Source organism: Tardiphaga sp. 709, assembly GCF_032401055.1.
Taxonomy (GTDB): domain Bacteria; phylum Pseudomonadota; class Alphaproteobacteria; order Rhizobiales; family Xanthobacteraceae; genus Tardiphaga.
In genome coordinates, this window is record NZ_CP135529.1 from 307,584 (window position 1) to 325,073 (window position 17,490).

Sequence of the window (17,490 nt, forward strand, 5' to 3'; positions counted from 1 at the left end):
TCAGTAGTCCACGGGATGCAACACCGCGCCGTATTTGCTGATCACCACATCGCGCTTCGTCTCATCGACGCGCACCACCATGTCAAAATGCCCGTCGTGAAGCTCCTTCACGAGAATCTCGGCATTGCGATGTAGCCAGCTCACGCCGGCGCCATCGGCGGCATCTATTTGCAGATCCAGCGTCACGCGTGCCGCGGCAAGCCGCTCCTCGATGGCGTTGAGCAGCGCATCGATGCCCTCGCCTGTCTCTGCCGAGACCATGAAACACGGCTTCTCGGGCGGACGGCGGGCAGCGATATTGGCGAGGTTCTCGCGCTCGTCCGGCGAGAAACGATCGATCTTGTTCCAGACTTCGAGGATGCGTGCCGATGCATCGGTATCGATGCCGAGCTGGCGCAAAACCTTGTCGACGTCGCTCTGCTGCGCGTCGGCGTCTTCGTGCGAGATGTCGCGAACATGCAGGATGATGTCGGCTTCCAGCACCTCTTCCAGCGTCGCGCGGAAGGCCGCCACGAGCTGGGTCGGCAGATTGGAGATGAAGCCCACCGTGTCCGACAGCATCGCCTTGCCGCCATGCGGCAGCGTGAGCGCACGCAGCGTCGGATCGAGGGTCGCGAACAACATATCCTCGGCCTGCACGTCGGCGCGGGTCAGGCGGTTGAACAGCGTCGACTTGCCGGCATTGGTGTAGCCGACGAGAGCGACGACGCGATACGGCACGCGCTGGCGACCGGCGCGATGCAGGCGCCGCGTCGCCTGCACTTTCCTGAGATCGGCCTCTAACCGCGCGATGCGGTCGCCGATCATGCGGCGATCGGCCTCGATCTGGGTTTCGCCGGGGCCGCCCATGAAGCCGAAGCCGCCGCGCTGGCGCTCCAGATGGGTCCACGACCGGACCAGACGGCTGCGCTGATAATTGAGATGCGCAAGCTCGACCTGCAGCGTGCCTTCCTTGGTCTTGGCGCGGCGGCCGAAGATTTCGAGGATGAGGCCGGTGCGGTCGAGCACCTTGGCCTTCAGTTCCTTTTCGAGATTGCGCTGCTGGATTGGCGACAGCGCGCAGTCCATCACCACGATGCCGATCTCGTTCGCCGCGATCAGGCCGGCGATCTCCTCGACCTTGCCCTTGCCGAGATAGGTGGCCGGGCGGATCTGGCTCAGCGGCGCGGCTACGGCCTCGACCACGGTCAGGTCGATGGCGCGTGCGAGACCGACCGCCTCTTCGAGCCGGGCTTCCGTATCGCGGACATGAGAATAGGCTTGCGCGTCGGCGTCGCCCCGCCGTTCGCGCAGATAAGGACCGACCACGAGAACGCGGCCGGTCGATTCGCTGCTGGCCGAGGGTCGGTCGGCAGCATTGCCTTCGAAGCTACGAAATTCCAATCAAGCGTCTCTCAGGAGTTCGCTCAAGCCGGATCCTCGCCACCCTCAAAAAGCTGAATCGGTGCGCCCGGCATGATGGTCGAGATCGCATGCTTATACACCAGCTGCGAGTGTCCGTCGCGCCGGAGCAGAAGACAGAAATTATCGAACCAGGTGACAATGCCCTGCAATTTGACGCCGTTCACCAGAAAGATCGTGAGCGGAGTCTTGGTCTTGCGTACGTGGTTGAGGAAGGTGTCCTGTAGATTTTGTGCGCGGTCTGCCGCCATTTTTTTTAATCCCGCAGTCTGTTTTGTTGCTTTTTTTGAACCCGGCGCAGCCCTCTCCGGGGCCTTACCAAGCTGCCGCACTTTCCCCTGAGATCCCCCTCCGGGAGCGCGACGACGTGATTAGACGGCAGGCGCGCTTTTTAGGCAAGCCGGAACGCGGAATTGGTGCCTAAAAGCGCGGCAAATTTTATGAAATCGCTGCGAATTTATGGAATTCCTGCCTCAGGCGCGTCGCGATACCACCAGGCTTGCCGTCACCGATCGGTTTGCCATCGATATTGATGACCGGCATCACGATCTGACTCGCCGACGAGACGAAGGCTTCCGCGGCGTCATAAGCCTCTGCCGGTGTGAAGTTCCGCTCTTCCAGCTTGAGCTGCATCGAGGCCAGGACCTCGATCAGTACGGCGCGGGTGATGCCTGCGAGAATGCCTGATACGGCCGTGCGCGTAACCACCTTGCCGTCCTTGGTGACGATCCAGGCGTTGCACGACGCGCCCTCGGTGACGAAACCGTCAGCGTCGACATACCAGGCCTCATAGGCGCCCTTGTCGCGGGCTTCCTGTCGCGCCAGCACATTGGGCAGCAGACCGACAGTCTTGATGTCGACGCGCGGCCAGCGATTCTCGGCCGTGGTGATGACCTTCACGCCCTTGGCAGCAGTCGCCTGGTTCTTGGCGAAGTTGAGCGATTTCGCCGTCACGACCACGCTGGGCTTCACATCCGGCGACGGAAATCCATGATCGCGATGGGCGACGCCGCGGCTGATCTGCAGATAGACAATGCCGTAATTGATGCGATTGCGGCGAATGACTTCCTGCATCACCACCTTGAGCGATGTCAGCGGCATGGCCTCGGCGATGCGCAGCTCCCGCAATGATCTCTGCATGCGCGCAATATGGCGGGGAAAGTCGACCATCTTGCCGCCGATGATCTCGCAGACCTCGTAAATGCCATCAGCGAATTGATAGCCGCGGTCCTCGACGTTCACGGCGGCATCGCGCAGGTTGACGTATTGACCATTCACATAGGCGATGCGCGACATGTTCGTTCCGAGGCTTGAGTTGAAGCTTGAGGTGAGATGAGTGATTTAGCCGACACCGAGCGCTTTGAGCTTGCGGTGCAAGGCGGAGCGCTCCATGCCGACGAATTCGGCGGTGCGCGAGATATTACCCGAGAAACGGCTGATCTGCGCAATCAGATAATCGCGCTCGAACACTTCGCGGGCTTCGCGCAGCGGCAGACCCATGATGTGCTCGCCATTATTGCTGGTGGGCATCGACGGCACCATCGAACCGACATCCTGCGGCAGCATGTCGGCGGTGATGATCACTTCCGGCCCGCCGCCGGCGAGGATCATGACGCGTTCGACGTTGTTGCGAAGCTGGCGGATATTGCCGGGCCAGACGTGGGATTGCAGGACCGCCATGGCATCCTCGCCGATCTGCCGTTTCGGCAGGCCCGTCGCGATGGAGATCTGCTCCATGAAATATTCGATGAGCTCCGGAATATCCTCGCGGTGCTCGGACAGCGGCGGCACGCGGATCGGCACCACCGAGAGGCGATGATAGAGATCCTCACGGAAACGACCCTCGGCGATTTCTTCTTCGAGATTGCGCGCGGTCGACGAAATGATGCGGACGTCGACATTGACCTTGGTGGTGCCCCCTGCCCGCATGAAAGTCTGATCGACCAGCACGCGCAAGATCTTGTTCTGGGTCTCGCGGGGCAGATCGCCGATCTCATCGATGAATAGCGTGCCACCATGAGCCTCTTCCAGGGCTCCTGCCTTACGCGCCTGTTCGCCATTGGACTGTTCGATGCCGAACAGTTCGACTTCCATGCGCTCCGGCGTAATCGCAGCAGCGTTGATAACGACGAACGGTCCCGTGGAGCGGGCAGAGGCCGTGTGCAGCGTGCGCGCGGCGAGCTCCTTACCGGCGCCCGACGGGCCGACGATGAGAATGCGGCTATTGGCCTTGGCGGCGCGATCGATGGTCTGGCGCAGCTGGTTCATGGCGGCGGAGCGCCCGGTCAGCGAATTGGCGACCGGCGCGAGTTGCTTCAGTTCCTTGACTTCGCGTTTCAGCCGCGATGTCTCGAGCGCGCGCGTCGCGACAAGGATCAGCCGGTCAGCCTTGAACGGCTTTTCGATGAAGTCATAGGCGCCACGCTTGATCGCCGCGACCGCGGTTTCGATATTGCCGTGGCCTGAGATCATCACCACAGGCAATTCGGGATTGTCGCGCTTGACCTGCTCGAGCAGTTGCAGGCCGTCGAGCTTGCTGCCCTGCAGCCAGATGTCCAGAAACACCATGTTGGGGCGGCGATTGGCGATTTCCGCGAGCGCGGAATCGCTGTCTCGTGCTGTGCGGGTGGTGAAGCCCTCATCGTCCAGAATGCCCGCAACAAGATCGCGAATATCGGCTTCGTCGTCGACGATCAGAATGTCATTTGCCATGGGTCAAAATATCCTGGTCACGTTTATTCTTGTCAGTTGCCGGTAGCAGTTTTGATCTTCGGTTCGTCATCAGGCGGGGCTTCCGGTTCACTCTTATCCGCGTCAGCCTTCTGACCGGAGATGGAAAACCGCAGTCGCATCCAGGCACCGCGCTGTCCTGGACGAACACTCGATGCGTCACCAAGTTCGATGCCTCCACCGTGATCCTCGAGCACCTTGCCGACGATCGCGAGGCCGAGGCCAGTGCCCTTCTCGCGAGTCGTGACATAGGGTTCGAGCAAACGCGACCTGTTGACGGTCGGCAGACCGATGCCGTTGTCGATCACGTCGATCACGATCATGTCGTTCTCGCGCGACGCTGTGACGCCAATACGACCTTTGCCAAGTTCCTCTGGCGGCACGGCCTCGATCGCCTCTGTCGCATTCTTGATGATATTGGTGAGCGCCTGCGAGATCAGCCGGCGGTCGAACCGCGCGCGCATCGGCTCTTCCTTGATCTCGGCGGAGATGTCGAGGTCGGGGTGACCGACCCGCATCAGGAATACGGCCTGACGCACAGTGTCGGCGACATCCTCACCCTCGATCACGGGTTTGGGCATGCGCGCAAAGCGCGAAAATTCGTCGACCATGCGCCGGATGTCATCGACCTGCCGGACGATGGTATCGGTGCATTGTTCGAAGATCGCCTTGTCGTCGACGATCACCTTGCCGAACTTGCGCTTGATGCGCTCGGCAGAGAGCTGGATCGGCGTCAGCGGATTTTTGATCTCATGCGCGATGCGGCGCGCCACATCGGCCCAGGCCGAGGTGCGCTGTGCCGAGACGAGTTCGGTGATGTCGTCGAGGGTGATGATGTAGCTGTCGCGCGACTGGCTGGTCTGTTCGGCGCTGACGCGCACCGACAGATTGCGCTCCTGCCCGTCGCGGGTGATCGTCACCTGTCCTTGCACCAGCCGCTGCGATCCCTCGCGTGCGGTCTGCATCAATTCGTCGAGCTCGGGAATGATCTCGTGCAGCGGATGGCCCAGCGTCTCGGACTCCGAATGTCCGACAAGCTTCTCGGCCGAGCGGTTGAGAATGCCGATCATGTTCGAGCCGTCGACGCCGATGATGCCGGCGCTGGCCGATGATAACACCGCCTCGATGAAACGGCGGCGGCTGTCGATGACGTCGCTGGCGCTGACCAGTTCGTCACGCTGGGTACGCAGCTCCTGCGTCATCTTGTTGAAAGTCTCGCCGAGATGGGCGAGATCGCCCTCCGACTGGATCACCGGCACCTGGACATGAAGATCACCGGTCGAAACCATGTTCGCAGCGCCCATCAGGCGGCGGATCGGCGCCACCAGCCAGTTGGCGAAATTCAGCCCGATCAGCACGGCGGACATCAGCACCGTCAGTGCGATCACGGTGAACATCAGCGCGAAGGCGACCTGAATGCCGAGTCTGCGCGATTCCAGTTCGGCATATTCGGCCGCACCCGCCTGGCTCTGGTTCATCTGCGCGACCACGCGCGGATCGAGCTTGCGGGCGACATAGAGGAACATATTGTCGAACGCTCGCAATCGGATCACGGCGGCGACGTAGTTTCCCTCGGGGATCACAGCGATGGCCGGCTCGGATGCGCTGACATTGACGAGAAAGTCTGCCGGCGGCGGTGAGAATTCCTGTTTGATGCCAGGCTGGTCGGGTTCGATGACATTGCGATCCTTGTCGATCAACATGGCGCCCGGCAGATTGCGCGCGGTTGCATTTGCCAGCATCAACGAACGGAACGTACCGCGGTCCTGATAGAAAAGCGGCTGGATGCGCGCGAGATCGTCGGCCATGCCGAGGATATCGCCGCCAATCAACTGGCCGTGCTCGTGCAGATAGGCACTGGCAATCACGAGCGAATTGTTGATGACCGCCTTGGTTGGGCCGGAGAACAGCCGGTCGAGGCCGCGGTCGAGGGTCACATTGGCGACGATCGAGACGAGCACCGCCGGCAGTACGGCGATCACCGAGAACAGGCTGACGATCTGCACATGCAGCCGGGCCGCCGCCCTGCCCCTGCGACGCGCCTGGACAACCTTCCAGATCTCCCGCGCAATGATCAGGACCAGCAGGAGGACGCTGGCGGCATTGATCAGAAGGAAGGTGACGACAACCTGATGGGTCGGCGCGATTGGCGTAAGGCCGTTCAGGACGAGGAAGGTCAGGCATGACGACAGGAGCGCCAGGCCGACAGCCAATGGTACGAACAGCCGTCGCAGGGTCCACCTGCGCGGCTCCGCCATCGACGGTTCATAGGCTGTAGCCGACGTGTCTGCGCTGGTCATTCCGACAATGTGGTGAGCGTGGACGCCGTGCGGCTGCCGGAGACAGCCCGGACCGCACTGATGCAATCATACAACAATGTTGCCCAATTACGACAAATCCACGGCGCAGACTAGCCAACGAAAACGCATACCCTGCGTTTTCGTTTGTTTTTGCGTTTCAAACCCTGGAATTACTCGATCTCACTGCCGGGATCAGCCGCCGGTTCGATAGACCTGAATGTCGAGGTCGCGAATCTTCTTCCGCAGGGTGTTGCGGTTGAGGCCGAGCAGATCCGCAGCGCGGATCTGGTTGCCTCGGGTCGCGGCCAGTGCTGCGGTCAGCAGCGGTACCTCGATCTCGCGGAGAATGCGGTGATAGAGACCCGGCGGCGGCACGCCGTTCGGGAAACCGGAGAAGTGCGAGGACAGATAGACCTCGACGGCCCCACCGAGATTATCCACGCCAGTCGGCGCGCTACCACCCGAGGCCACAGCGGGCGGCGCCAGTTCGCCGTCGATCACCGAGCCGGTGATAACGTCCTGCGGATACAATGCCGCGAGGCGGCGTGCGAGGTTTTCGAGTTCGCGGACGTTGCCCGGCCAGCGATGCTGCTTCATGCGCTCGAGCGCCAGGGCGTCGAGCTTCTTCGGCGGCAGGCCATCCTTCTCCGCGAGTGCAAAGAAGTGGCGGATCAGATCGGGCAGATCCTCGATGCGCTCGCGCAGCGGCGGTAGCCGCAGCGGCACGACGTTGAGGCGGAAGAACAGATCCTCGCGGAACAGGCCCTGCTGGATCAGGATACGCAGATCCTTGTTGGAGGCGGCGACGATACGCACGTCGGTCTTGATCGGCGTGCGGCCGCCAACGGTCGTGTATTCGCCCTGCTGCAGCACGCGCAACAAACGTGTCTGGGCTTCCATCGGCATGTCGCCGATTTCGTCCAGAAACAGAGTGCCCCCTTCGGCCTGCTCGAAGCGGCCGGTGGCGCGGGCATTGGCGCCGGTGAAGGCGCCGCGCTCATGGCCGAACAATTCGGATTCGATAAGATCGCGCGGGATCGCCGCCATGTTGACCGCCACGAACGGGCCGTTGCGGCGCTTGCCGTAGTCGTGCAGCGCGCGGGCCACCAGTTCCTTGCCGGTGCCGGACTCGCCGGAGATCATCACCGTCAGATCGGTCTGCATCAGGCGGGCGAGGACGCGGTAGATTTCCTGCATCGCCGGCGAGCGGCCGACCAGCGGGATCGAGTCGAACTCGCCGTCATCGGCGTGGCTGGCGACACGCTCCTTCGGCTCCGCCAAAGCGCGGCCGACAATCGCGATCAGTTCCTTCAGATCGAACGGCTTCGGCAGATACTCATAGGCGCCGCGTTCCGACGCGCGGATCGCGGTCATGAAGGTGTTCTGCGCGCTCATCACGATAACCGGCAGATTGGGGCGCATCTTCTTGATACGCGGCAGCAGATCGAACGCGTTCTCGTCGGGCATCACCACGTCGGTGATCACAAGGTCGCCCTCGCCCTGGCTGACCCAGCGCCACAACGTGGCTGCGTTCCCGGTCAGGCGAACCTCATATCCGGCGCGCGACAGCGCCTGATTGAGGACGGTGCGGATCGCCGTATCATCGTCCGCAACCAGAATGCTACCTGCAGCCATCGTTAGTCCTCGTCTTACGTCTGTGAGGTGTGCGTCGAGGCCGCGGGGGCATCGGCGCTGCTCGGATCAAGGGTCTTGTCGTCCAATTTCTTGGCGGGGTTGAACATCGGCAACAGCACGCGAAACGTCGTCTTTCGTGGCTGAGATTCACATTCGATGATCCCACCGTGATCGCCGACAATCTTCGCAACCAATGCAAGACCCAGGCCGCTTCCGGTGGGCTTGGTGGTGACGAAGGGATCGAACAGGTTGGGCAGCAGATCTTCGGGAACGCCGGGGCCGTTGTCCTTGACGCAGAACTCCAGCGGCAATGATACGCGCGATTTCTTGCCCGGCACCGACAGCCGCACGCCCGGCCGGAACGCGGTGGTGAGCTGGATTTCGCCGTCGGAGCCGAGATCGACGATGGCTTCCGCGGCGTTCTTCACCAGATTCAGGAACACCTGAATCAGCTGATCCTGATTGGCCAGCACGGGCGGCAGCGACGGGTCGTAATCCTCGATGAAGCGGATGTTGCGGGCAAAGCCCGACTGCGCGAGGCGCTTCACGTGATCGAGCACGGAGTGAATGTTGACCGGGCCGCGCGCCACCGGACGGTCGTCGCCGAACACTTCCATGCGGTCGACCAGCGTCACGATGCGGTCGGCCTCGTCCATGATCAGCCGCGTCAGCATGCGGTCTTCGGACGATGCCGACTGCTCCAGAAGCTGTGCGGCGCCGCGAATGCCCGACAGCGGATTCTTGATTTCATGCGCCAGCATGGCCGCCAGTGCGATCACCGACCGGGCCGCGCTGCGATGGGTGAGCTGCCGATCCATCTTGTCGGCAATGGTGCGCTCCTGCAGCATCACCACAATATGTCCGGGACGCTCTGTGAGCGGCGCGACATGCAGATCGACCTGACGGTCGCCGCCGATGCGGGGCGTGCCCAGATCCACCTTGTATTCGTTCACCGGCGAACCGGCGGCGCGAACCTGATCGATCAGCGCCAGCAGCGGACTGCCGAATGGCACCAACTCTTTCAGAGACTGCCTGCGCAGGAACTGCGTAGAAATCTCGAAAAAGGATTCTGCAGCCATATTGGCGTCGACGATCTTGCCATCGGGTGCGATCAGGATCACCGGATTCGGTAGTGCGTTGAGAATGGCCTCACTGTCGGTCGGGACAGGGCGACGGTGCTCTGCGGCGTTCATGCGGCAGCACTCCATGCGAAATCATCAAAAGCGTCATTCAGAGATCGCTGCACACCGGAGGGATCTTCGGATGTAAGGATCTTCTGTCGCCAGGTCGTCAGGGTCTCAGCCGGCGCGCAGCTCGTAGCCGCGGCCGCATCGAGCGCCCAGCCGAGATGTTTGCGCGCGTGGCGCAGGCCGATGCGCAGGCCGTAGTGACGGACAACATCGTCGTAGAGGGCACAGATATAAGCGAGCTGCTGCTGCAGCGACGGCACGGCTTCCGCGATGCCGTTTTCGAGACGTCGGCCAATCTGGCCGGGCAGCCACGGCATGCCCTGCGCGCCCCGCCCCATCATCACGGCATCGGCGCCGGACATCTTCAGCGCACTCACCGCCTTGTCGTAGGAGGTGATGTCACCATTGACGATCACTGGGATGCTCACCGCGTCCTTCACCGGGCGCACAGCGCTCCAGTCGGCTTCGCCCTTGTAGAACTGGCAACGGGTGCGGCCGTGCACGGTGATGAGCTGCACACCCGCCTCTTCCGCGCGCTTCGCAAGCTCGGGCGCATTCAGCGTGCGATCGTCCCAGCCCAGTCGCATTTTGAGAGTCACAGGCACTTTCACGGCAGCGATGGTCGCTTCGATCAGCTTCAATGCGTGGTCGAGGTCGCGCATCAGCGCCGAGCCCGACTGGCCACCTGTGACGTGCCGCGCCGGGCAGCCCATATTGATATCGATGATGTCGGCGCCGGCGGCTTCGGCCACACGGGCCCCCTCGGCCATCCAGTGGGTCTCACAGCCGGCCAGCTGGACCACATGTGGGCCAATCCCGGTCGCTTCGCAGCGCAATACCGACATGGGACGACCATTGACGAGATCATCGCTGGCGGTCATTTCTGACACGACGAGGCCGGCCCCGAGTTCGGCGGTGAGCCGCCGGAACGGCGCATCGGTGATACCCGACATCGGCGCCAGAACGACCCGGTTGGCGATCTCGATGCCACCGATTTGTAACGGCTTGCTATATACTGAGTCCGGGGTGGTCACAGACCTGCTCGTCGTTGTCTCGTCCGCTGCATTGCGGGCATAGGGCGCATAATGCGCACATTTGTTGTGCAGTCAACCGTCATGCCTACACATTAGACAGATGCGCTCATTTTGCAAGTGCAGTGCAGCAATGCACTCTTATGCAGCCACGAGAATGTAATCATACTGTTTTTGCCCGCGGCCGTGCTAAGGGCTGTGCGATCACCGCTTACCCCTTAATCACCTGACCCTGATGACAAAATCACCTAATCCTGCCGGTTTGAAGACAGCCGCCATTATTGTTGCCGCTGGCCGCGGCCTCCGCGCTGGCGCCGGTGCACCGAAGCAATATCGCATGATCGGAGGCCGCAGCGTTATCTCGCGGGCTATGGAGCCGTTCTGCAACCATCCCCAGGTCTTTGCGGTCCAGCCGATTACAAATCCCGACGACATCGCGATCTTCAACGAGGCGGTCAGCGATCTGAGGTATCATGTTCCTGCCAATGGCGGTGCGACGCGTCAGGCGTCGGTGCATGCCGGACTGGAAGCACTGGCAGATCACGCGCCGGACATCGTGCTGATTCACGATGCAGCCCGCCCGTTCGTGACCCCTGCTTTGATCGAGCGCGCGATCGCCGCGGCACAGATCACTGGCGCTGCGGTGCCCGGCGTCGCCGTTACCGATACGATCAAACAGGTCAACGAGGCCGGACACGTGGAAGCGACGCCGGACCGTGCACGCTTGCGCAGCGCGCAAACGCCACAGGCATTTCGTTTTGATGTCATCCTTGAAGCGCATCGTCGTGCTGCAAAGGAAGGCCGCGATGATTTCACCGATGATGCCGCGCTCGCCGAATGGGCGGGATTGACCGTGGCAACCTTTGAAGGCGATCTTGCAAATATGAAGCTCACGACTCCCGAAGATTTCATTCGCGAAGAAGCGCGTCTCGCCGCCTCGCTCGGCGATATCCGTATGGGCACGGGCTATGACGTGCACGCCTTCGGCGACGGCGATCATCTGATGATCTGCGGCGTCCGCGTCCCGCATACGCGGGGCTTTCTCGCGCATTCCGATGGCGACGTCGGCCTGCATGCATTGGTAGATGCGATCCTGGGCGCGCTGGCTGATGGTGATATCGGTTCGCACTTCCCGCCGAGCGATCCCCAGTGGAAGGGCGCGGCGTCTGACAAATTCCTGAAATACGCCGTCGATCGCGTCACCGCACGCGGTGGCCGTATCGCCAATCTCGAAGTGACGCTGATCTGCGAGCGGCCCAAAATCGGCCCGCTGCGCGATGCGATGCGCGAGAAGATCAGCGAGATCTCCGGCGTGGCGCTATCGCGCGTCGCGGTGAAGGCGACCACCAGCGAACGTCTCGGCTTCACCGGCCGTGAAGAAGGTATCGCCGCGACTGCGGCTGCTACCATTCGCCTTCCCTGGATGGACTGACATGGCAGCGAGCGACGCACGAGCCCTCTCCCGCGCGCTGCTCGATCTCTGCCGCAGCCGCAAGCTGACGATCGCGACCGCCGAGTCCTGCACCGGCGGCCTTGTCGCTGGCGCACTGACCGAAATTCCCGGCTCGTCCGACGTGATCGATCGCGGCTTCGTCACCTATTCCAATGCCGCCAAACACGCGATGCTCGGCGTCAAGACGGCGACGCTCGACAGCTTTGGTGCGGTCAGCAAGGAGACGGCGATCCAGATGGCGGTCGGCGCGCTCGAAGAAGCGGATGTCGATCTCGCGGTCTCGATCACGGGAATCGCTGGCCCCGGTGGTGCAACGCCGGGCAAGCCGGTCGGCCTCGTGCATTTTGCCGTAGCGGCGCGTGACGGCCGCATCGTCAATAAGGAATGCCGTTTCGGCGCCATCGGCCGTAGCGCGGTGCGTCAGCGTTCCGTGCTTGAAGCTCTACGGATGCTGATGGAATTGGCTCGTGGGCCACAGCCGCCGGCCAAGAAGCGCGAAGCAGCGAGCCTGGCGCGCCCGCGCGTGGCACGGTCGCCGCGACGGACCGCCGTCAAACGACGCAGGCCGACCGCACCGCTAAAAAAGCCGACGACTAAGAAGTAGACGGAACGCTTGAGACGCGCGGGCTGCGATAAACTTCGTCCGCGCGCTTCTCGAAGGCTACGGCAAAGCGCTGGAATGCAGCATCGAACATCGTGCCCATCAGCATCGCCAGCATGCGGCTCTTGAACTCATAGGCGATGAAGAAGCCGACGTCGCATTCCTGACCTTCAGCCTTCGGCTCAAAGGTCCAGCGGTTTTCGAGATTGCTGAACGGACCACGCAGATATTCGACCATGATCTTCAGGTTCGGCCGATCCAGCGTCACGCGGCTGGTGAAGGATTCCTGCACCAGCTTGAACGACACAGTCATGTCGGCAACAATGACCTCGGTGCCATTCTCCTGCGGCGTACGCTGGCGAATCTTCAGCGACTTGCACAGCGGTACGAATTCCGGATAGCGCTCGACATCGGCAACCAGATCGAACATCTGGGAGGCGCTGTGACGCACGCGGCGCTTGTTGGCAAATCTCGGCATCGTCGCGTTCTCAGCGCGCGAGAGCGGCGCGCGCAGCCTGCAGCTTGGCGAAATCCTCGCCGGCATGATGCGACGAGCGCGTCAGCGGGCTCGCCGACACCATCAGGAAGCCCTTGGTGTAGGCGACTTTCTCATAGCCCGCGAATTCATCCGGCGTGACGTAGCGCGACACCACGTGATGCTTGCGCGTCGGCTGCAGATACTGGCCGATCGTGAGGAAGTCGATATCGGCGGAACGCATGTCGTCCATCACCTGCAGCACCTCGTGGCGCTCCTCGCCGAGGCCGACCATGATGCCGGATTTGGTGAAGATGGTCGGGTCGAGTTCCTTGACCTTCTGCAGCAGGCGCAGCGAATGGAAATAGCGCGCGCCCGGTCGCACTGTCAGATAGCGCGACGGCACGGTTTCGAGATTGTGGTTAAACACGTCGGGCTTCGCCGCGACGACGACTTCGAGGGCGCCCGGCTTGCGCAGGAAGTCAGGCGTCAGGATTTCGATGGTGGTCGTGGGACATGCCGCGCGAATGGCGCGAATCGTCTGCGCAAAATGTTCGGCGCCGCCATCGGCGAGATCGTCGCGGTCCACCGAGGTGATGACCACGTGATGCAGGCCGAGCTTGCGCACGGCTTCGGCCACATGCTCGGGCTCCATGCCGTCGAGCGCGTTAGGCATGCCGGTTTTGACGTTACAGAACGCACAGGCGCGGGTGCAGGTGTCACCCATGATCATGAAGGTGGCGTGCTTCTTCTGCCAGCACTCGCCGATATTCGGGCAGCCAGCTTCCTCGCACACGGTAACGAGGCCGTTCTCCTTGACGATCTTGCGGGTGTCGCCATAGCCACGGCTGGTCGGCGCACGGACCCGGATCCAATCCGGCTTCGGCGGCGAGAACAGATCCGGGCGATTCACTTTTTCAGGGTGACGCGGGCGGAGCGGTGTGGTGGAAACGGTATCGAGGACGACGACCATGAACTGTCCGTTCTGAGTGAAGCCTTAGGTAATCCGCCGGGCCCTATCCTGCAACCCGCCCTCGCCTTGCCCGGCCCTGCATCGTAACATAGCAGGCAGAATGGCTCCAAAACCTCACCAAATCCCCCAAAAGCTCGGCAAGGCACTCAAACGCAGCTTTTTCGCGCGGAGCGTGCACGATGTGGCCCCCGAACTGATTGGTGCGACGCTTCTGGTGGATGGCATCGGTGGCGAGATCGTCGAGGTCGAGGCCTATCATCACACCGAGCCCGCGGCCCATTCCTTCAACGGGCAGACGCCGCGCAACCAGATCATGTTCGGGCCGCCCGGCTTTGCCTATGTCTACCGCTCCTACGGCATCCACTGGTGCGTGAACTTCGTCTGCGAGGCCGAGGGATCGGCCAGCGCGGTGCTGATCCGGGCACTGCAGCCGACCTTCGGGATTGGCGAGATGCAGCTGCGGCGCGGGCTGCAGGATGAGCGCATGCTGTGCTCGGGACCCGGCAAGGTCTGCCAAGCGCTCGGCATCAGTATCGCGCATAACGGGCTGGCTTTGGACAAGCCGCCGATTGCGATTCATGCCCGCACCGAAGTGCCGGACATCGTCGCCGGCATCCGCATCGGCATCACCAAGGCAGTCGAGCTGCCGTGGCGCTATGGGGTGAGAGGCTCGCGTTATCTCAGCAAGCCGTTTGCGAGGTAGCTATAACGCCCTTCGAAGAAGCATCGCTCACACCGCGTTCTTGAGCCGCTCCAGCGCTTCCAGCGTCTTGGCCTTGCGGGCCTCGGCCGCCTCGCGCTTCTCGCGCTCTTCCTCGACGATCTCTTCCGCCGCGTTGGCGACGAATTTCTCGTTGGAGAGCTTGGCGTCAGCGCGCTTGATGTCAGCTTCGGCTTTCACCAGTTCCTTGTCGAGACGCGTCTTCTCGGCGCCGAAATCAATCACCCCCTTCAACGGCAGCGCTGCGACTTCACCGCGGATCAGGAGCTGCACGGCACCCTGCGGGGCGACATCGGCGAAGGATATGTCGCCGAGACGCGCGAGGCGCTTCACGACATCGCTCCAGCGCTGGGCACGGGCCTGCGTCTCCGCAGAGGCACCGGCTAGCACCAGTGGCGTCAATGTCGCTGGCACGATGTTCATCTCGGCACGCACCGAACGGACCTCCGTGACCAGATCGATGACCCAGCCGATCTCGGCTTCGGCGGCGTCATCCTTGAAGTCGGCGACCGGTTCGGGATCGCCCATCAGGATCGGCGCGACGATCGGATCGCTCGCGGCGGTCGCGATGATCAGGGCTTCCTGCTCGCGCGTCAGGCCGCTCGCCTTGCGTGACCACGGCGCCAGCGCCAGCAGACCGTTGCGCGGCGCCGTCACGGCCCAGAGTTCTTCCGTGATGAACGGCATGAACGGATGCAGCAGCTTCAGGATCTCGTCGCGGGCCCAGGCGACCATCGCGCGGGTTTCGGTCTTGGCCGGACCGTCCTCGCCCATCATGAATGGCTTGGCGAGTTCGAGATACCAGTCGCAATACACATTCCAGACGAAGCGATAGGCCGCGCCCGCCGCATCGTTGAAGCGATAGGCTTCGATGGCTTCGGTGACTTCGCGCGTCGCCTTCACGGTCTCATGCGCGATCCAGCGGTTGAGCACTTCCTTGGCTTTGGTCGGATCGAAGCCAGCCGGCAGCACGCACTCGTTCATTTCGGCGAAGCGGCAAGCGTTCCAGAGCTTGGTCGCGAAATTGCGATAGCCCTCGACGCGCTGGGTCGCGAGCTTGATGTCGCGGCCCTGTGCGGCCATCGCAGCCAGCGTAAAGCGTAGCGCGTCGGCGCCGTACTGGTCGATCAGGTTCAGGGGATCGATGACGTTGCCCTTCGACTTCGACATCTTGGCGCCCTTCTCGTCGCGGACGAGGGCGTGGATGTAGACGGTCGGGAACGGCACGTCCTTCTTGAAGTGCATGCCCATCATCATCATCCGGGCGACCCAGAAGAAGATGATGTCGAAGCCGGTGACGAGCACATTGGTCGGATAGTAGCGATCGACATCGACCGAACTCTGCGGCCAGCCCAGCGTCGAGAACGGCCACAGCGCTGACGAGAACCAGGTATCGAGCACGTCCTCGTCGCGCGTGATGAAGCCCTCGCGCTTCGCCGGATCGAGCGCCATCTCGTGGCCCTGCTCTTCCGTGATCACTTCCTGCTCGACATAATAGCCAAGTGCGTTGCCGACCGCTTCTTCCTCGGTCTCGGCGACGAACACCTTGCCGTCCGGACCGTACCAGGCCGGGATCTGATGGCCCCACCACAGCTGGCGCGAGATGCACCATGGCTGGATGTTCTCCATCCACTCGTAATAGGTCTTTTCCCAGTTCTTCGGCACGAACTCGGTCGCGCCGGTGCGCACGGCGGCGATCGCTGGCTGTGCCATGGTCTTGGCGTCGACGTACCACTGGTCGGTCAGATAGGGCTCGATGACGACGCCGGAGCGGTCGCCATGCGGCACCATATGCGTGTTGGGCTCGATCTTCTCCAGGAAGCCGAAATCTTCCAGCCGCTGCACGATGGTCTTGCGCGCCTTGAAGCGCTCCATCCCGTGCAATTCTTCGACCAGCTCCGACGCTGCTACGGGCAGTCCGCGCAGATAGTCCTCGTTGTCGGCAAGTGCGAGCTTGCCTTCGATATCGAGGATGCTGATGCGTGCAAGGCCGTGGCGGTTGCCGACTTCGAAGTCGTTGAAGTCGTGCGCCGGCGTGATCTTCACCGCGCCAGACCCCTTCTCCGGGTCGGAATATTCGTCGGCGACGATCGGGATCAGACGGCCGACCAGCGGCAGAACCACGTTCTTGCCGATCAGATGGGTGTAGCGTTCGTCATCCGGATTCACGGCGACGCCGCTGTCGCCGAGCATCGTCTCGGGACGCGTGGTCGCAACGGTGATGAACGAGGTCGGATCTTCCGGATCGAAACTCTTGCCTTCGAGCGGATAGCGCAGATGCCAGAGGTTACCCTTGACCTCGACCTGCTGGACTTCGAGATCGGAAATCGCCGTGAGCAGTTTCGGATCCCAGTTCACAAGGCGCTTGTCCTTGTAGATCAGGCCCTCGCGGTGCAGCTGCACGAACACCTTGATGACGGCCTCGGACAGGCCCTCGTCCATGGTGAAGCGCTCGCGCGACCAGTCGCAGGAGGCGCCAAGGCGCTTCAACTGATTGACAATGACGCCGCCGCTCTCAGCCTTCCACTTCCAGACGCGTTCGAGAAATGCCTCGCGTCCCATGTCGCGGCGATCGGGCTCCTGACGCTCCATCAACTGGCGCTCGACCACCATCTGGGTCGCAATGCCCGCATGGTCGGTGCCGGGCTGCCACAGCACGTCGCGGCCGCGCATGCGCTCGAAGCGACAGAGCACGTCCTGCAGCGTGTTGTTCAGGGCGTGGCCCATATGCAGCGAGCCGGTGACGTTCGGCGGCGGGATCACGATCGTATAGGGCTCGGCATCCACCCGGTCCGCTCGGCCAGCCTTGAACGCGCCTTCGGCTTCCCAGGCAGCGGCGATGCGGGTCTCGATATCGGCGGGCTGATAGGTCTTTTCGATCATGACAATTCAATCAAATCAGGGGTTTTTGGCCACGGTTTTGAGGCCTGGGGCGAACGCAGGAAGCCGATGGCGCTAGAAACCCGCCAGCGCGGCTCAA

The 17,490-nt window shown here is 62.4% G+C and carries 14 protein-coding genes; 3 read left to right on the top strand and 11 right to left on the bottom strand.

The features are described 5' to 3' along the window. The 8 genes from hflX to dusB form a co-directional block, all read right to left on the bottom strand. A complete protein-coding gene (hflX, locus tag RSO67_RS01550) occupies positions 1–1,383 on the bottom strand; it encodes a GTPase HflX (RefSeq protein WP_315842051.1) in 1,383 nt (460 codons plus the stop codon). Positions 1,384–1,406: 23 nt separating this feature from the next. Continuing rightward, positions 1,407–1,652, bottom strand: coding sequence for an RNA chaperone Hfq (gene hfq, locus RSO67_RS01555; RefSeq protein WP_068731834.1), 246 nt, complete (start codon positions 1,650–1,652; stop codon positions 1,407–1,409). Between the two features lie 187 nt (positions 1,653–1,839). Continuing rightward, positions 1,840–2,697, bottom strand: a complete 858-nt coding sequence (locus tag RSO67_RS01560) for a D-amino-acid transaminase (protein WP_068731836.1) — start codon at positions 2,695–2,697, stop codon at positions 1,840–1,842. A gap of 45 nt (positions 2,698–2,742) precedes the next feature. Beyond that, complete coding sequence (locus RSO67_RS01565) at positions 2,743–4,113, bottom strand: sigma-54-dependent transcriptional regulator (RefSeq protein WP_089264305.1); 1,371 nt, start codon at positions 4,111–4,113, stop codon at positions 2,743–2,745. A 32-nt stretch (positions 4,114–4,145) separates the two neighbouring features. Beyond that, a complete protein-coding gene (locus tag RSO67_RS01570) occupies positions 4,146–6,431 on the bottom strand; it encodes a PAS domain-containing sensor histidine kinase (RefSeq protein ID WP_315842052.1) in 2,286 nt (761 codons plus the stop codon). Between the two features lie 192 nt (positions 6,432–6,623). Then, positions 6,624–8,066 carry a nitrogen regulation protein NR(I) gene (gene ntrC / locus RSO67_RS01575; protein ID WP_315842053.1) on the bottom strand — a complete coding sequence of 481 codons (1,443 nt, stop codon included), beginning with the start codon at positions 8,064–8,066 and terminating at the stop codon, positions 6,624–6,626. 14 nt (positions 8,067–8,080) lie between these two features. Then, positions 8,081–9,259, bottom strand: a complete 1,179-nt coding sequence (locus RSO67_RS01580; RefSeq protein WP_315842054.1) for a nitrogen regulation protein NR(II) — start codon at positions 9,257–9,259, stop codon at positions 8,081–8,083. Next, positions 9,256–10,209, bottom strand: coding sequence for a tRNA dihydrouridine synthase DusB (gene dusB, locus RSO67_RS01585; RefSeq protein ID WP_315844144.1), 954 nt, complete (start codon positions 10,207–10,209; stop codon positions 9,256–9,258). Before dusB ends, RSO67_RS01580 begins: the two co-directional genes overlap by 4 nt. A 313-nt stretch (positions 10,210–10,522) precedes the next feature. Here dusB and RSO67_RS01590 point away from each other — a divergent pair, with 313 nt between their 5' ends. Continuing rightward, positions 10,523–11,719 carry a bifunctional 2-C-methyl-D-erythritol 4-phosphate cytidylyltransferase/2-C-methyl-D-erythritol 2,4-cyclodiphosphate synthase gene (locus RSO67_RS01590; RefSeq protein WP_315842055.1) on the top strand — a complete coding sequence of 399 codons (1,197 nt, stop codon included), beginning with the start codon at positions 10,523–10,525 and terminating at the stop codon, positions 11,717–11,719. Position 11,720: 1 nt separating this feature from the next. Continuing rightward, on the top strand, positions 11,721–12,344 hold the full coding sequence (locus tag RSO67_RS01595) for a CinA family protein (protein WP_315842056.1): 624 nt from the start codon (positions 11,721–11,723) through the stop codon (positions 12,342–12,344). On the opposite strand, the gene RSO67_RS01600 is transcribed toward RSO67_RS01595, so the two are convergent. Together RSO67_RS01600 and lipA are read right to left on the bottom strand one after the other, a co-directional pair. Beyond that, positions 12,334–12,819, bottom strand: a complete 486-nt coding sequence (locus RSO67_RS01600; protein ID WP_175369007.1) for a type II toxin-antitoxin system RatA family toxin — start codon at positions 12,817–12,819, stop codon at positions 12,334–12,336. The two genes, RSO67_RS01595 and RSO67_RS01600, sit on opposite strands and share 11 nt — an antisense overlap. 10 nt (positions 12,820–12,829) lie before the next feature. After that, positions 12,830–13,789: a lipoyl synthase gene (lipA, locus tag RSO67_RS01605; protein ID WP_315842057.1), complete on the bottom strand. Its 960-nt coding sequence runs from the start codon at positions 13,787–13,789 to the stop codon at positions 12,830–12,832. 100 nt (positions 13,790–13,889) lie between these two features. Between lipA and RSO67_RS01610 the strand changes: the two genes are divergently transcribed. Then, a complete protein-coding gene (locus tag RSO67_RS01610) occupies positions 13,890–14,492 on the top strand; it encodes a DNA-3-methyladenine glycosylase (protein ID WP_315842058.1) in 603 nt (200 codons plus the stop codon). A gap of 27 nt (positions 14,493–14,519) precedes the next feature. Here RSO67_RS01610 and RSO67_RS01615 read toward each other — a convergent pair whose 3' ends face one another. Next, a complete protein-coding gene (locus tag RSO67_RS01615) occupies positions 14,520–17,393 on the bottom strand; it encodes a valine--tRNA ligase (RefSeq protein ID WP_315842059.1) in 2,874 nt (957 codons plus the stop codon). Positions 17,394–17,490: the final 97 nt, after the last annotated feature.

Coding starts and splice junctions, on each gene's coding strand:
- hfq (WP_068731834.1), bottom strand. CDS start 1,652: ATGGCGGCAGACCGCGCACAAAATCTACAGGACACCTTCCTCAACCAC.
- RSO67_RS01560 (WP_068731836.1), bottom strand. CDS start 2,697: ATGTCGCGCATCGCCTATGTGAATGGTCAATACGTCAACCTGCGCGAT.
- RSO67_RS01565 (WP_089264305.1), bottom strand. CDS start 4,113: ATGGCAAATGACATTCTGATCGTCGACGACGAAGCCGATATTCGCGAT.
- RSO67_RS01570 (WP_315842052.1), bottom strand. CDS start 6,431: ATGACCAGCGCAGACACGTCGGCTACAGCCTATGAACCGTCGATGGCG.
- ntrC (WP_315842053.1), bottom strand. CDS start 8,066: ATGGCTGCAGGTAGCATTCTGGTTGCGGACGATGATACGGCGATCCGC.
- RSO67_RS01580 (WP_315842054.1), bottom strand. CDS start 9,259: ATGAACGCCGCAGAGCACCGTCGCCCTGTCCCGACCGACAGTGAGGCC.
- dusB (WP_315844144.1), bottom strand. CDS start 10,209: ATGTCGGGTATCACCGATGCGCCGTTCCGGCGGCTCACCGCCGAACTC.
- RSO67_RS01590 (WP_315842055.1), top strand. CDS start 10,523: ATGACAAAATCACCTAATCCTGCCGGTTTGAAGACAGCCGCCATTATT.
- RSO67_RS01595 (WP_315842056.1), top strand. CDS start 11,721: ATGGCAGCGAGCGACGCACGAGCCCTCTCCCGCGCGCTGCTCGATCTC.
- RSO67_RS01600 (WP_175369007.1), bottom strand. CDS start 12,819: ATGCCGAGATTTGCCAACAAGCGCCGCGTGCGTCACAGCGCCTCCCAG.
- lipA (WP_315842057.1), bottom strand. CDS start 13,789: ATGGTCGTCGTCCTCGATACCGTTTCCACCACACCGCTCCGCCCGCGT.
- RSO67_RS01610 (WP_315842058.1), top strand. CDS start 13,890: ATGGCTCCAAAACCTCACCAAATCCCCCAAAAGCTCGGCAAGGCACTC.
- RSO67_RS01615 (WP_315842059.1), bottom strand. CDS start 17,393: ATGATCGAAAAGACCTATCAGCCCGCCGATATCGAGACCCGCATCGCC.